Origin of the sequence: Actinophytocola sp., from assembly GCF_050699915.1 — a bacterium.
GTDB lineage: Bacteria > Actinomycetota > Actinomycetes > Mycobacteriales > Pseudonocardiaceae > Actinophytocola.
On sequence record NZ_JBOHGA010000003.1, the window covers coordinates 14,729 to 29,310 of the forward strand.

At 71.1% G+C, this 14,582-nt stretch carries 12 protein-coding genes; 1 reads left to right on the plus strand and 11 read right to left on the minus strand.

All coding sequences use genetic code 11. The annotated features are described in order from the left end of the window. From ACRDSK_RS01070 to ACRDSK_RS01090, 5 genes are all read right to left on the minus strand, one after another. Positions 1-1,278 (minus strand): ABC transporter permease, encoded by a 1,278-nt coding sequence (locus ACRDSK_RS01070; RefSeq protein WP_431437983.1) that lies wholly within the window; start codon positions 1,276-1,278, stop codon positions 1-3. Between the two features lie 2 nt (positions 1,279-1,280). Next, positions 1,281-2,387, minus strand: coding sequence for an ABC transporter permease (locus ACRDSK_RS01075; protein WP_431437985.1), 1,107 nt, complete (start codon positions 2,385-2,387; stop codon positions 1,281-1,283). Then, positions 2,387-4,183 carry an ATP-binding cassette domain-containing protein gene (locus ACRDSK_RS01080; protein ID WP_431437928.1) on the minus strand — a complete coding sequence of 599 codons (1,797 nt, stop codon included), beginning with the start codon at positions 4,181-4,183 and terminating at the stop codon, positions 2,387-2,389. Before ACRDSK_RS01080 ends, ACRDSK_RS01075 begins: the two co-directional genes overlap by 1 nt. Positions 4,184-4,261: 78 nt before the next feature. Further along, on the minus strand, positions 4,262-5,419 hold the full coding sequence (locus ACRDSK_RS01085) for a BMP family lipoprotein (RefSeq protein ID WP_431437929.1): 1,158 nt from the start codon (positions 5,417-5,419) through the stop codon (positions 4,262-4,264). A 380-nt stretch (positions 5,420-5,799) separates the two neighbouring features. After that, positions 5,800-7,002, minus strand: coding sequence for a saccharopine dehydrogenase family protein (locus tag ACRDSK_RS01090; RefSeq protein WP_431437930.1), 1,203 nt, complete (start codon positions 7,000-7,002; stop codon positions 5,800-5,802). A 106-nt stretch (positions 7,003-7,108) separates the two neighbouring features. On the opposite strand from ACRDSK_RS01090, the gene ACRDSK_RS01095 reads away from it, so the two are divergent. Then, entirely contained in the window at positions 7,109-7,651 is a 543-nt protein-coding gene (locus ACRDSK_RS01095) for a hypothetical protein (RefSeq protein ID WP_431437931.1), read from the plus strand. A 10-nt stretch (positions 7,652-7,661) separates the two neighbouring features. Here the strand turns inward: ACRDSK_RS01095 and ACRDSK_RS01100 are convergent, their stop codons facing one another. From ACRDSK_RS01100 to eboE, 6 genes are all read right to left on the minus strand, one after another. Continuing rightward, complete coding sequence (locus tag ACRDSK_RS01100; protein WP_431437932.1) at positions 7,662-8,012, minus strand: hypothetical protein; 351 nt, start codon at positions 8,010-8,012, stop codon at positions 7,662-7,664. Between the two features lie 668 nt (positions 8,013-8,680). Continuing rightward, a complete protein-coding gene (gene xylB, locus ACRDSK_RS01105; RefSeq protein WP_431437933.1) occupies positions 8,681-10,105 on the minus strand; it encodes a xylulokinase in 1,425 nt (474 codons plus the stop codon). A 24-nt stretch (positions 10,106-10,129) separates the two neighbouring features. Beyond that, a complete protein-coding gene (locus tag ACRDSK_RS01110; RefSeq protein WP_431437934.1) occupies positions 10,130-10,957 on the minus strand; it encodes a sugar phosphate isomerase/epimerase family protein in 828 nt (275 codons plus the stop codon). Positions 10,958-11,010: 53 nt separating this feature from the next. Beyond that, entirely contained in the window at positions 11,011-12,015 is a 1,005-nt protein-coding gene (locus tag ACRDSK_RS01115; protein ID WP_431437936.1) for a sugar phosphate isomerase/epimerase family protein, read from the minus strand. Then, positions 12,012-13,409, minus strand: coding sequence for an alkaline phosphatase family protein (locus ACRDSK_RS01120; RefSeq protein WP_431437937.1), 1,398 nt, complete (start codon positions 13,407-13,409; stop codon positions 12,012-12,014). Before ACRDSK_RS01120 ends, ACRDSK_RS01115 begins: the two co-directional genes overlap by 4 nt. Then, a complete protein-coding gene (gene eboE / locus ACRDSK_RS01125; RefSeq protein WP_431437938.1) occupies positions 13,406-14,557 on the minus strand; it encodes a metabolite traffic protein EboE in 1,152 nt (383 codons plus the stop codon). Before eboE ends, ACRDSK_RS01120 begins: the two co-directional genes overlap by 4 nt. Positions 14,558-14,582 lie beyond the last annotated feature (25 nt).

Below are 14,582 nucleotides of genomic sequence, written 5' to 3' on the forward strand. Positions count from 1 at the left end.
CTAGTCACCCTCGCCCCGCCGGTACGGCATGCCGTTCGCGGCGGGTGGTCGCAACCGCTGCGCGGCGAGTGCCAGCACGACGAGCGTGATGATGTGCGGCGTGTACGGCAGGAACTCGGTCGGCAGCTCGTCGGTGGCGTAGTACAGCGCGTACACGGCCACCGCGCCGACCGCGGCGAACAAAGCCACGTTCCAGCGCCGCTTGAACAGCTGCCAGATCACCAGCAGCCCGGCCACGATCACCGCCGCGTACAGCAGCGCGTGCACGGTCTCCGGGCCCGACGACAGGCGCAGGCCGTCCGAGTAGCCGAACAGCGTCGCGCCGGCGAGCGTGCCCCCCGGCCGCCAGTTGCCGAAGATCATCGCGGCGAGACCGATGAACCCGCGGTTGGCCGTCTGCCCCTCGGAGTAGATCGACGGGCTGGAGCCGAGCACGAGCGCCGCGCCACCGATGCCGGCCAGCGCGCCTGACACCACCACGGCGATGTACTTGTGCAGGTAGACGTTCACGCCGAGGGACTCGGACGCGATCGGGTTCTCCCCGCAGGAGCGCAGCCGCAGGCCGAACCGCGAGCGCCACAGCACGAAGTAGGTCGCGATCACCAGCAGGATCGACAGCAGCAGCACCGGCGACACCCGCGTCACCAGGCCGCGCACCAGCCCGGCCACGTCCGAGATGACCACCCGCTGTTCGGCCTCCAGCTCGCCGAGCCAGTCGGACAACCCTGGCGCGGAGAACGTCTCGAACTGCTCGATCGGCGGCGAGTCGCGCGGGTTGCTGGACAGCGGCTCGAAGATCAGCGTCGACAGGTACTTGGTGACGCCGGCGCCGAGCAGGTTGATCGCGACACCGGACACGATGTGGTTGACGCCGAAGGTGACCGTCGCGACCGCGTGCAGCAGGCCGCCGAGGGCGCCGAAGGCCGCGCCGCACAGCACCGCCAGCCAGGGACCGCCGTTCAGGCCGCCCCACGCGGCGCCCCAGGTGCCGAGGATCATCATGCCCTCGAGCCCAATGTTGATCATGCCCGAGCGTTCGGACCAGATGCCGCCGAGACCACAGAGCAGGATCGGCAGCCCGAGGGTCACCGTGTTCTGCATCGTCGAGGACGAGGTCAGCGCGGGCTCGCCGGTCAGGTAGGAGGTCGCGGCGAGCACACCCACCACGGAGACGACGCCGATCATGAAGATCGCCCAGCCCGGCATGACCCGGCGTCGCGGCGGCGTGGGCATCAGCATCGCGCCCCCGCCGGGCGCGCTCGTCTGCACGTCGACCATGCTCATTTCGAGGCCTCCCGCTCGGGCTCGGCGCTGGGATCGGCGGGTTCTGCGGTACCCAGTGCCCGCCCGACCCGGCGTTGCTCGGCCGCCTGGTCGAACCGCTTGACCACCTCGTACGCGATGACCACGGACAGCACGATCGAGCCCTGCATGATCGTCGCGATCTCGCGCGGCACGCCGACGCTGTCCAGCGCACCCTTGGACTTCTCGAGGAACGCCCACAGCAGCGCGCCGAACGCGATGCCGAGCGGATGGTTGCGGCCGAGCAGCGCGATGCCGAGTCCGGCGAACCCGTACCCGGCGGCGAAGTTCAGCGTGTACGCGTGGTCGCGGCCGAGGATCTCCGGCATGCCGACCAGCCCGGCCACCGCGCCGGACGCCAGCAGCGAGATCACGATCATCCGCTTCGCGTCGACCCCGCCCGCCGACGCGGCGGTCGGCGAGAGCCCGGAGGCCTTGAGCTCGAAGCCGAACCGGGTCCGGTTCATGGTCATGCCGTAGATGGCCGCGGCCACCACGGCCAGGAAGACCAGCCCGAACATCGTGCCGCGGTCCCCGAACTCGATGCCCGGCACCAGTCCGGAGTCCGCGATCGGCTCGGTGGAGACGTTGTTGCCGATCAGGATGCCGAACTGGTCGCGCCGGATCAGGTAGGCCGCGAGCCCGAACGCGATCGCGTTCATCATGATCGTGGAGAGCACCTCGTGCACCCCGCGCGTCACCTTCAGGATGGCCGGCAGCAGCGCCCACAGCGCGCCGGCGATCATGGCGACGATCAGGATGACGATCCAGTGCAGCACCGGCGGCAGTACCAGCGCGCTGCCGACGATCGCCGCGACCAGCGCGCCGATCCGGTACTGGCCCTCGATCCCGATGTTCAGCAGGTTCATTTGGAAGCCGATGGCGGCGGCCAGCGCGGCCAGCATGTAGATGGCCGTGCTGTTGACGATGTCGACCGCGACCTGTCCCTCGCCGACCTGGCCGACCATCGCGCCGAGCGCGTCGAACGGGTTCGCCCCGGAGAGCAGCAGGATGACGCCGCACAGCAGCGCCGAGGCGGCGATCGCGAGCGCGGGTGCCAGCAGCGACGACCGCAGCTTAGCGATCACTGCTTGTCTCCTTCCGTAGCGGGGGCGGGCTCGTCCCCGGGCGCCGTGTCGGCGGTGTCGTCGGCCGTCGCGTCCTCGCCGGTCGCGTCCTTGGCGGTCGCGTCCTTGGCGGTCGCGTCCTTGGCCGTCGCGTCCTCGGCCGTCGCGTCCTCGGCCGTCGCGTCTTCGGGCGCGGTGTCCTCGGAGGCGGTGTCCTCGGGGCGGCGGTGTCTGCCGGTCTCGCCCTCGGCGGCTTCGACGACCAATTGTCCCTCGGCGTCCACGTCGCCCGCGCCGGTCATCGCCGACCCCAGGTCCTCCGGGGTGACGGTGGCCGGGTCGGCGTCGGCGACGAACCGGCCGCGCAGCATGACCTTGATCGAGTCGGACAGGCCGATCAGCTCGTCGAGGTCCGCGGAGACCAGCAGCACGGCGAGCCCGCGGGCGCGGGCGGAGCGGATGTGGTCCCAGATCGCGGCCTGCGCGCCGACGTCCACGCCGCGGGTCGGGTGCGAGGCGATCAGCAGCGCCGGGTCGCCGGAGAGCTCCCGGCCGACGACCAGCTTCTGCTGGTTGCCGCCCGACAGCGACGCGGCGGTCACGTCGATGCCCGGCGTGCGGACGTCGAACTGCTCGACGATCCGCTTGGTGTCGGTCCGCGCGCCGGAGACGTCGAGCAGGAACCCGTGCGAGGCGGGGCTGCGGGTCTGATGGCCGAGGATCCGGTTCGCCCACAGCGGCTCGGTGAGCAGCAGGCCGTAGCGGGTGCGGTCCTCGGGGATGTAGCCGATGCCGGCCTCGCGCCGGGCGAGCGTGCCCGCCCTGGTCAGGTCGCGACCGTCGAGCACCACACGGCCGGCCGCGGCCTTGCGCATGCCCATGACCGTCTCGACGAGCTCGGTCTGGCCGTTGCCCTCGACACCCGCGATGCCCAACACCTCGCCGGAGCGGACCACGATGTCGAGCGAGTCGAGCAGCGTCCGGCCGTCCGGGGTGCGCAGGGTGAGGCCCTCGATCCGCAGGACCTCCTTGTCGGTGACCGTGGAGGTGCGGGTCTCCGGGCTGGGCAGCTCGCTGCCGACCATCATCTCGGCCAGCTGGCGGCTGGTCACCGTGGACGGTTCGACGGTGCCGACCGTGGTGCCGCGGCGAATGATCGTGACGGTGTCCGCGATCGACCGGACCTCGTCGAGCTTGTGGGAGATGAAGAGGAAGGTGTAGCCGTCGTCGCGCATCGTGCGCAGGGTCTCGAAGAGCTCGTCGACCTCCTGCGGTACGAGCACCGCGGTAGGCTCGTCGAGGATGACGATGCGCGCGCCGCGGTAGAGCACCTTCAGGATCTCCACCCGCTGCCGGTCGGCGACACCGAGCCGTTCGACCAGGGTCTCCGGGTCGACGTCCAGGCCGGTGGCGCCGGCGAGCTCGCGGACCCGGGATCTCGCGCGCCGGCCGATGCCGTACATCTGCTCGGCGCCGAGCACCACGTTCTCGAGCACGGTCAGGTTGTCGGCGAGCATGAAGTGCTGGTGCACCATGCCGATGCCGGCTCTGATCGCCTCGGACGGGGTCTTGAACCGCACCTGCTCGCCGTTCACCGCGATGGTGCCCTCGTCCGGGCTCTGCATCCCGTAGAGGATCTTCATCAGGGTGGACTTGCCGGCGCCGTTCTCGCCGCAGATCGCGTGCACCTCGCCGGCGCGCACGGTCAGGTGCACGTCGCTGTTGGCGACGACACCCGGGAACCGCTTGGTGATGCCGGTCAGCTCGACCGCGGGCCGGGTGCCCGGGTCGGCACGGAGATCACTGTCGGTCATCGAAGGGGGCCCTTCTCACGGTAAAAGACCCGTGGGTGTGCGGCCCGGCCGCACACCCACGGGCGTCACGCAGAACGGTCAGCTACCGGACGGGGCGTCCGAGACCGTGATCTTGCCGTCGATGATCTGCTGCTTGTACGCGTCGACCCATTCCTGGGTCTCGGCGTCGATCTTGCCGCCGGACGTGGAGTAGCCCACGCCGTCGACCTTGAGGTCGAAGACCGGAGGCAGCTTGGTGAGGTCGTTGCTGGCGACCGCGGCGATGTAGTCGTACACCGCGACGTCGACACGCTTGAGCATGGACGAGATGATCACGTCCTTGTACTCGGCCACCGTCGCCTGGTTGTACTGGTCGGAGTCCACGCCGATGGCCATCACGTTGGCCTCCTTGGCGGCGGCGAACACGCCCTTACCGGAGGCGCCCGCGGCGTGGTAGACGACGTCGGCACCCTTGTCGATCAGGCCCTTCGCCGCGACCTGCCCCTTCGGCGCGTCGGTGAACCCGGTGAGGTCACCCGCCTCGGTGATGTAGGTGGACTCGACCTTGGCGTCCGGCGCGACGGCCTTGACACCCTGCTCGAAACCGGCCTGGAACTTCTGGATCAGCGGGATGTTCACGCCGCCGACGAAGCCGATCGTGCACTTCTCGCTCTTCAGCGCGGCGATCACGCCGACGAGGAACGAGCCCTCGTGCTCGGCGAAGCCGAGGAAGGTGACGTTCTTCGGGGCGCCCTCGGCGAAGCCGTCGATGACCGCGAACTTCAGGTTCGGGTACTGCTTGGCGACCTCCACGGCCGCGGTCGAGTAGGCGAAGCCCACGGCCACGATCGGGTTGCGACCCTCCTGGGCCAGCTGGCGAAGCCGAGCCTGCTTGGCGTCCTCGCTCTCCTGGTCGGTGGCGGTGAGCTCCTTGGTGTTCTCCTTCTTCACGCCCATCTGCGAGATGGCCTCGTCGAGGCCGGCCGCAGCCGAGTCGTTGAAGGACGCGTCACCGCGGCCGCCGATGTCGAAGGCGAGCCCGACCTTGAGCTTGCTGCCGTCGACCGACGCGCCGGGGTCGGATGAGGTCGCACCGCCCTCGGCCGCCGCCGGCTTGTCCACTGTCTGGCATCCCTTGGAATCGCCAGCGTCGCCCGGTGCGTTGCTCGAAGTTCCCGAATCCTTCGCACAGCCGACCACGGACAGCACGCTGGTCAATGCGATCGCGGCGACCGCGACTCCCCGCTTGAAGCGCAAGGCCTTTTCTCCTCCCGGCTTCTGCGCTCGGCAGACACCGAACGCAAACTTATTCGCGAGACCGTACTCTGCGGGCCGTCCGCCGCCACCGCCACGTAGACGCGCGTGACCCAATCGTTTTCGCGCCGCGCCTGAGCGGCACGCACGGTGATCGTTCACGTGCAGCCACGTCACCGCTAGGGCCATTCGTCCCAGTCCGGAAGTCGGGGAGGTGGTCACGCCTCGTGTCGACGCCGAGTTGTCCACAACTCGGCGACCTGTCCACAGCCGCGGCCTACCCGGCCGCGCGCGTCGTCCCCCGCGGGCACGATCGAGCCATGTCCTCCCGACCCGCCACCCCGTCGTCACTCCGCCTGGTCTCGCTCCGGCGACCCGCCGTGTCACTCCGCCGAGGCCGGCCGCCGCTCGCGCTCGTCGGCCACCCGGAACGTCATGCCCGCCCGCCGCAGCCGCTCGATCAACGGGTTGCCCATGGCGGCCGCGGGCGTCACCTGCCCGGCGGTCTCGGGTACGTCGTCGAACGCCAGGCACAGCGCGGACTCGGCCAGCATCTTCGCGGTCTCCCCGTAGCCAGGGTCGCCGCCGGCTACCTCGGTCAGCACCCGCCGTCCGCCGCCGTCGGCCACGAACCGCGCGCGGAACCAGGACTTGGCCCGCCGCTCCTCGCTCGGCCCGGCACCCGCGTCCATCCGCCCGAGCAGCCATCGGCGAGTCGGCGGCACCTGCGCCAGCACCATGGCCGCGCCGACCCCACCCAGGATCGCGGCGGCGGTCGGCAGCCGCCGGACCGCGAGGTAGTGGCCGTAGGAGAAGTCCGGCCCGTACCGGTCCAGCGCTCGTGCAGAGCGCAGCACCACCTGCGGGTCGATCACCGGCGCCGGCAGTACCCACGAGTCGACCACCGGCTCGAACCGGGGCACGCCCTTGACGCCGTGCACCCGCCGGTCCGCGGGCCGGTCCTCGGCGCGGCGCCGCCGGGCGGCCGCCGAGGCCATGGCCCGCACGCGGGAGAACGCGGTGATCGCCGAGTGGTAGGTGCCGCCGGACCACGTGGCGGAGCCGGACATGTAGCACTGGACCCGGATCGGCACGTCGTCGGGCAGCTGCTGGACGGTGAAGTAGGCACCGAGGTCGGCGGGGATGGAGTCGAAGCCGCAGCAGTGCACCAGCCGGGCCCCAGTGGCGACCGCCCGCTCGTGGTGGCCGAGGTACATCCGGTCGACGAACTCGGGCTCGCCGCTGAGATCGAGGTAGTCGGTTCCCTCGTCGGCGCACGCGGCGACGAGCGGCTCGCCGTGGTGGACGTAGGGGCCGACAGTGGTGACCACGGTCCGACTCCGCACGGCGATCGCCCGCAGCGACACCGGATCGGTGACGTCGGCCCGAAGGAGTTCGAGCGACGCGCAGGCGGGGTTGATCTCGGCGAGCCGGGACCGCAACGCCTCGAGCTTCGCCTGACTCCGACCGGCGAGCGCCCACCGGCAGCCGTTGGGCGCGTGGGACGCCAGGTACTCGGCGGTCAGCGCCCCGGTGAACCCGGTCGCGCCGAACAGCACCACATCGAACTCGCGGCCCAACGACATGCCCGAACTCCCCTCTCGCGGGCTTGTTTACCCACGGGTAGCTCGACCATACCGACCGTCCGCGACACCCCAGCCGCTCCGCCCGACCGAAGTTAGGATCCCGCGCATGGCTCCCTCTGAACTGCAGCGCCAGGTCAGCCAGAACAAGAACGACATCACCGCGATCTACGACCTACTCCGCCACACCAACGAGAAGGTCGAGTCCATCCACACCCGGGTCGGATCCATCGACACCCGGGTCGGGTCCATCGACACCCGGGTCGGGTCCATCGACACCCGGGTCGGGTCCATCGACACCCGGGTCGCATCCACCGACACCCGGGTCGGGTCCATCGACACCCGGGTCGCATCCACCGACACCCGGGTCGGGTCCATCGACACCCGGGTCGCATCCACCGACACCCGGGTCGCGTCGATCACCGTGGCCCTCAGGCGCCACGACAACCGCTTCGACGAGATCCAGCAGACCCTGGAACTACACGGCACCCGCCTGTCCCGTCTGGACGAAACCCTCCGTGACCACGGCACCCGTCTGGCGTCCCTGGAATCGAGGTTCGACACCGTCGACGGCAGGTTCGAGACGCTCGAGGGCCAGCTGGCCGAGGTACTCATGATCCTGCGCGGACGCGGCGGCGCGGCGACCTCCTGAGCCCGCGGGCTCAGGTCCAGAAGACGGCCAGGCCGACGTTCACGACGACCAGGCCGGCGAGGGTTGGGGGAAGCCAGTTCGGTGCCGGCACCCGCCGGATCACGTAGGTGAGCGCCAGCCCGCCGATGGCGATCAGCACGAGCAGTTTGATGCCGAGCTTGACCTGGTTGTAGTCCTGGTCGGTGAGCGGCGCCAACAGCTGCATCGCGAGCCCGGTGACCAACTGCAGCGCGGCACCGTGGAGCCAGCCCACATTCAACGGCGCACCGGCCGGCGCGCGCCGGGAGAGAAGGAACATGCCGACGAGGATCGCCATGCCGAGGAGGTGGAGAAACAGCAGCAGGAGCCGAACGAACTCCACGAGACGATCTCCTTGAGTCGGCCGGACCGGGTCGGCCCGTGAGTAGCTGCAGTTCTAGCAGGTACCCGAACCCCACGGACGACGGCCAAGGTCCCGCACGACCGGGACCAACGTCCTACTCGAGCCCGACCAACCGAGGCACCATCTGCCCAACGACGCCGCACCGGCAACCGTCCTCTCTCGACAGAGAGCGGAGGAACCTGTTGGCAAGCCACGACAAGCGCCGACGCCACACGGAAGAGACCGGCCACCAGAACCACCCGACGCCGGGCCGGACAGTCCCCCGAGCGCAGGCAAGCGCTGGCCAAGGCCTTCGCCGATCCCGAACTCCGCGGCGGCGCGCTGCCACGTCGGCCGGCACCCCGATCTGGTTGCCAACCGCCCGGCGCCGACGAGACACAGCCCGCCACCGACCCGCCGCGTCTACGCGCAGCCGACACCCTGGCCAAGACGCAAAGATCCACTCCAAACCTCGGCAAGCGCCCCTGCCGTGCATCGAACCGGCCCCCAACCCCGCGGCCGACGCAGCGACGCCCCAGTCAGATGCGAAAGATCCACTCCTGAACCCGGTGAGCACTCGGGCAACGCGTCGAACCCAACCACCCCGAACCTCGGCGTGCATCGAGCCAGCCGCACCCCAACACCGCGACGCCGACATCGGCCCCGCGCTACTCGGGGCGGGAGAGGATCTTCTCCCGGGCCTCGGCGTAGCGCTCTCGCAGTCCAGGGGTCGGGTCGGCGGTCATCTGTTCCACCGAACCCAGGCGCCATCGCGGCGGGGTGTCCGTGCCGGTCAGTGCCCAGGCCGCCTGACGGGCCGCGCCGTCGGCCACGTACTCGGCCGGCTCGGGGACCAGGACCGGCCGGCCCAGCACCGTCGGTGCGATCCGGCGGACGGCGGACGACCGGGCGCCGCCGCCGATGAGGAGGACTCGGTCCACTCGGACGCCCTGGGCGACCAACGCGTCCACCGCGTCGGCGAGGCCGCAGAGCATGCCCTCCACCGCCGCTCGCGCCTGGTGGGCGGGGGCCGCGTTCGCCAGGCGTAGGCCGTGCAGGGCGCCGGTCGCCGATGGCAGGTTCGGGGTGCGCTCGCCCTCCAGGTACGGCACCAGCACGAGGCCGTCCGCGCCGGGCGGGGCCTCCAGCGCCAGCTCGGCGAACCGGTCGTGGTCCACGCCCAGCATGTGGGCCGCCGCGTCCAGTACGCGGGCCGCGTTGAGGGTGCAGACCAGTGGCAGGAACCGGCCGGTGGCGTCGGCGAAGCCGGCCACCAGGCCGAGCGGGTCGGCGCTCGGCTTGTCCGCCACCGCGAACGCCGTGCCGGACGTGCCGATCGACACGACGACGTCGCCCGGCTCCGCACCGACGCCGAGCGCGGCGGCCATGTTGTCTCCCGTGCCGGCACCGAGCACCGCGCCGGGGTGGTCGGCGGCTGCGAGGTCGCCACCCACGCGGCCGGCGGTGTCGGACGGGTTCAGCACGGCCGGCAGCGCGACCGACTTGCCGAGGCCGAGCGTCAACAGGTCTTGGCGGTACGCGCCGGTCGCCGGCACGTAGTACCCGGTCCCGGAGGCGTCGCCGCGGTCGGTGGTCAACGTCGAGACATCGAGGTCACCGCGCAGCCGCCACGTCAGGTAGTCGTGGGGCAGGCACACGGCGGCCGTCCGCGCCACCGAGTCCGGCTCGTGCTCGGCCAGCCAACGCAGCTTGGCCACGGTGAACGACGCCACCGGGACCGAGCCGACCGCGTCCGCCCACGCCGCCGGGCCGCCGAAGTCATCGACGAGCGTCGCGGCCGCGGAAGCGGAGCGGGTGTCGTTCCACAGGAGCGCGGGGCGCACCACGTCGCCGGACGACGAGAGGCACACCATGCCGTGCTGCTGACCGGCGACCGAGACGGCCGCGACATCGTCGATGCCGCCCGCCCGCTCGATCGCCGTCCGCAGCGCGTTCCACCATGCCGCCGGATCGACCTCCGTCCCCTCGGGGTGGGCCGCCGAGCCGCTGCGCACCAGCGCACCGGACTCCGCGTCACGCACCACGACCTTGCAGGACTGTGTCGACGAGTCGACCCCGGCTACCAGCGGCATGGCCCACCTCCGTCACACGGGATGTCAGAACCGGACGCTACGCAGGTAGCGGTATCCGGTGTCGGCGCACTTCAACGCGTCGACGGGCTGGTCGTTCTCGACGATGTACTCGTCGACCTCGAGCGGGTAGGTCGCGCGGAAGATCCGCGGGAAGTCGATGGTGCCCTCGCCCAGGTCGGCGAACGAACCGTCCGGCTTGCGGTCCTTGACGTGGTACTGCTTGACCCGCCCGGCGTTCTGGTAGAACACCCGCACCGGGTCCTGCTCGCCCGTGACGACCCAGTAGAGGTCCATCTCGAGGTACACGTTCCGCCGCGACGTGCCACGAACGAGCACGTCCCACGGCCGCACGCCGTCGATCGGCGCGAACTCGTGCGCGTGGTTGTGGTAGCCGAGTGGGATGCCCGCCCGCCGGAACGCCTTGCCGGCCGCCTCGAGCCGCGCGGTGAACGACTCCCACTCCGCGATCGTCGCGAAGTTCGAGTACGGGTGGGCCACCCGCCGGTTTCCGAGCGTCTTGGCGTCCGCGATCGCCTGGTCGATGTCGACCCCGTCGATGCCGACGTGCGCCGACGTCGCCCGGATGTGGTTCCTGTCGAGGATGCGGCGGAACTCCGCGGCGGACCTGCCGTAGGTGCCCGCCAGCTCCACCTTGCGGTACCCGATGTCCGCGAGGGCCGACATCGTGCCCTCGACGTCCACCTCGAACAGGTTCCGCAGCGTGTAGAGCTGAATGCTGATCTTGTCCTTCGACACGCGCAGGGGCCGGTGTCCGCCACCGGCACTCGCGGTGCCCTCGAGGGCGCTCATCGCGCCGACCGTGATCGCCGCGCCGGCGGTGCCGCGCAGCATGGATCTCCTTGAGATGGCCACGATTGATCCCTTCTCGGATTGGGCAGGTTGGATCAGTCCTTTGTGGAGAAAGCGGCGTCGAAGGCCGCCGACGGCTTGTCGAACAGGTTGTTGCGGATGAACGTCAACGCCTCCTCGGCGCCGCGCAACCGGTCCATGCCCGCGTCCTCCCACTCGACCGAGATCGGCCCCTCGTAGCCGATCGCGTTGAGCGCGCGGAACGCCGCCTCCCACGGCACGTCACCGTGTCCGGTGGACACGAAGTCCCAGCCGCGACGCGGGTCGGCCCATGCGAGGTGCGAGCCGAGCCGCCCGTTGCGCCCGTCGAAGCGCTTCTTGGCGTCCTTGCAGTCGACGTGGTAGATCCGGTCGGCGAAGTCGAGGATGAAGCCGACCGGGTCGAGGTCCTGCCACACGAAGTGCGACGGGTCCCAGTTGAGCCCGAAGGCCTCCCGGTTGCCGACCGCGTCCAGCGCGCGCCGCGCGGTCCAGTAGTCGTAGGCGATCTCCGACGGGTGCACCTCGTGCGCGAACCGCACGCCGACCTCGTCGAACACGTCGAGGATCGGGTTCCACCGCTGCGCGAAGTCCGCGTAGCCGTCGTCGATGACGTCCTGGCCGACCGGCGGGAACATGGCCACGTACTTCCAGATCTTCGACCCGGTGAAGCCGACCACAGTGGACACGCCGAGCTTGGCGGCGGCCCGCGCGGTGTCCTTCATCTCCTCCGCGGCACGCTGCCGCACGCCCTCCGGGTCGCCGTCGCCCCAGATGCGCGCGGGCAGGATGTCCTTGTGCCGCTGGTCGATCGGGTCGTCGCACACCGCCTGGCCCACGAGGTGGTTCGAGATCGCGTAGACCTTCAGTCCGTGGGCGGCCAGCTGCTCGTGCTTGCGCTGCACGTAGTCGTCCTCGGCGAGCGCGCGGTCCACCTCGAAGTGGTCGCCCCAGCAGGCGATCTCCAACCCGTCGTACCCCCAACCGGCGGCGAGCTTGCACATCTCCTCGAACGGGAGGTCGGCCCACTGGCCGGTGAACAACGTGACTGGTCGACTCATCGTCGAGCTCCTTCCGGAAGATCTATTCCTTGCAACTGGAGAAGCAGGTCGCGGACGCCGGTGGCGGCGAGCGCGCCACCGGGCTCGGCCTCGGGCGTCGAGCACAGCAGCACCGGCCCGTCGTCGGCGCTCGCCGGCAGCCGGCCGTGCGAGCCGCGCACGCAGGTCGGGTCGAGCGGCACCACGCTCATCGCGTAGCGCAGCCCGACCTTCTTGCGCACCAGGTTCAACCCCGCCTTGGCCTTCGCCAGCCGGTCGGCCGGGTCGAAGAACAGCTCGGCCGGGTCGTAGCCCGGCTTGCGGTGGATCTCCACGCCCCGCGCGAAGTCGGGCGCGCTGGCGTCGTCGCCCCAGTAGTAGTAGGTGAACCAGGCATCCGGCTCGGCCACGGCGACGAGCTCGCCCGCGCGCGGGTGGTCGAGGCCGTAGCGCTCCTGCGCCGCCCGGTCCAGCACCTCGTCCACGCCGGGCAGTGCGGCGAGCATGTCACGCACCCGCGACACGTCCGCGGGGTCGGCGACGTAGACGTGCGCCACCTGGTGGTCGGCCACCGCGAACGCCCGGGACGTCCACGGGTCCAGGTACTCCATCCCGGCCTGCGTGTACACCTCGAGCAGACCCTCGGCGCGCAGCAACCGGTTGACGTCGACCGGCCGGTGCACCGGCGTGATGCCGTACTCGGACAACGCCACCACGGTCGCGCCGGCGTCGAGCGCGGTCGCGATCAGCGGGCCGAGCGCGTCGTCGACCTCGCGGGCCGCACGCGCCGCCTCCGGCGTGTCCGGGCCGAACCGCTGCAGGTCGTAGTCCAGGTGCGGCACGTACGCCAGCAGCAGGTCCGGGTGGCGCTCGGTGAACACCTTGCGGGACGCGCCGACGATCCACTCGCTGGAGCGCAGCGACGCGGTCGGCCCCCAGTACTGGAACAGCGGGAACTCGCCGAGCGCGCCGGTCAGCTCGTCGTGCAGGGCCGGCGGGCGCACGTAGGCGTCCGGCGACTTGCGGCCGTCGGCGTGGTAGATCGGCCGCGGCGTCACAGTGATGTCGGTGGTCGCGCCCATGGCGTACCACCAGCAGATGTTCGCCGCCGTGTAGCCGGGGTTCGCCGCGCGGGCGGTCTCCCAGACCTTCTCCCCCGACACCAGCCGGTTGTGCTGGCGCCACAGGAAGACCTCGCCGAGCTCGCGGAAGTACCAGCCGTTGCCCACGATCCCGTGCTCGGCCGGCAGCCGACCGGTGAGGAAGGTCGACTGGGCGCTGCAGGTCACCGCGGGCAGCACGGTGCCGAGCTCGGCCTGCCAGCCGCGTTGGCCCAGCGCCGCGAGGTTCGGCATGTGCGCCAACAGCTTCGGCGTCAACCCGACGACGTCGAGCACCACCAGTCGCGGGGTCATTCGGTCACTCCCTGAGTGGCGAACAGCTGCGCGGCCGCCCAGCGCAGCTCGGCGGCGATGCCCCGGATCAGCGCGGTGTCCCCGCCGTTGCCGGCGGTCTCCGGCAACACGCTCCAGGTGTAGGTCTCGACCTCGATGTGTGGCAGCTCGCCCTCCACAGTGGACTCGAGCGCCGAGATCGCGCCGCGCAGCACGTCGGTGGTGGCCGACAGCGGCGCCGCCGGCCGGGCGTGCAGCGGCACGTGGAAGTGCACCCGCCACGCGTTTCGCGCGGGCAGCTCGGTCAGGGCCTGCGGGATGTCGTCGGCGCCGAGCACCTCGCCGGGCTCGTCGGCGCTGCCGGTGCGCTCGCGGACCTGGTGCAGGTAGCGCGGCTCGGTGAAGTCGGCGAGCGCGAGCCGGGCCGCCTCGCCGCCCGGCTCGTCGACCTGCAGGGCCGCGGAGGCCTGCACCTTCACCACCGACAGGCCGGCGTCGTGGATGGCCGCGACCGTCTCGGCCGGGTCGGCGAAGGACACCGCGAGGTGGCAGGTGTCCAGACACAGCCCCACGTAGCGCGGGTCGACGCGGGGCGCGAGCCAGGCGACCGCGTCGGCGACCGAGTCGAGCACGCAGCCCGGCTCGGGTTCGACGGCGAGCCGGATCGGCCGCCCGTTCGCCTTCGCCATGCCGTCGAGCATCCTAGTCAGCTCGGCGAGCGCGTCGGCCGCCGCCCGGTCGTCGGCGTCGTCCCACGGCGTGCGCCAGGCCAGCGGCAGCGTGGAGATGCTGCCGTAGCTCGCCGTGCCGGGCAGCAGGTCGGCGAGCACGATCGCGCAGTCCACGGTGTACTCGAGCCGCCGCCGGTCCGTCCACTGTGGCCGGTACACGGCGTGTTTGACGACCTCGTCGTGAAAGCCGCCGTAGGGGAAGGCGTTGAGCGTGTACACCTCGAGGCCGCGCGCGTCGAGCTCGGCACGCAGCTTGCGGCGCAGGTCGGCGTCGTCGGCGAGCACGGCCGCGAGCGAGGCGGGCAGCCACAGCCCGAGGCCGAGCACGTCGGTGCCGACCAGCCGGCGCACCGGCTCGGCGTACCGATCGAGCTGCGCGAGCACCCCGGCAAGATCCTCGGCCGGATGCACATTGGTGCAGTAAGAAAGGGGCGTCATGATCCCCCTTCCGCCAGAGCCGCGC

What these genes read in the sequence shown, in the direction of transcription:
- ACRDSK_RS01070 (WP_431437983.1), bottom strand. Translation starts at nt 1,278, where the DNA reads ATGGTCGACGTGCAGACGAGCGCGCCCGGCGGGGGCGCGATGCTGATG.
- ACRDSK_RS01080 (WP_431437928.1), bottom strand. Translation starts at nt 4,183, where the DNA reads ATGACCGACAGTGATCTCCGTGCCGACCCGGGCACCCGGCCCGCGGTC.
- ACRDSK_RS01090 (WP_431437930.1), bottom strand. Translation starts at nt 7,002, where the DNA reads ATGTCGTTGGGCCGCGAGTTCGATGTGGTGCTGTTCGGCGCGACCGGG.
- ACRDSK_RS01095 (WP_431437931.1), top strand. Translation starts at nt 7,109, where the DNA reads ATGGCTCCCTCTGAACTGCAGCGCCAGGTCAGCCAGAACAAGAACGAC.
- xylB (WP_431437933.1), bottom strand. Translation starts at nt 10,105, where the DNA reads ATGCCGCTGGTAGCCGGGGTCGACTCGTCGACACAGTCCTGCAAGGTC.
- ACRDSK_RS01110 (WP_431437934.1), bottom strand. Translation starts at nt 10,957, where the DNA reads ATGCTGCGCGGCACCGCCGGCGCGGCGATCACGGTCGGCGCGATGAGC.
- ACRDSK_RS01115 (WP_431437936.1), bottom strand. Translation starts at nt 12,015, where the DNA reads ATGAGTCGACCAGTCACGTTGTTCACCGGCCAGTGGGCCGACCTCCCG.
- ACRDSK_RS01120 (WP_431437937.1), bottom strand. Translation starts at nt 13,409, where the DNA reads ATGACCCCGCGACTGGTGGTGCTCGACGTCGTCGGGTTGACGCCGAAG.
- eboE (WP_431437938.1), bottom strand. Translation starts at nt 14,557, where the DNA reads ATGACGCCCCTTTCTTACTGCACCAATGTGCATCCGGCCGAGGATCTT.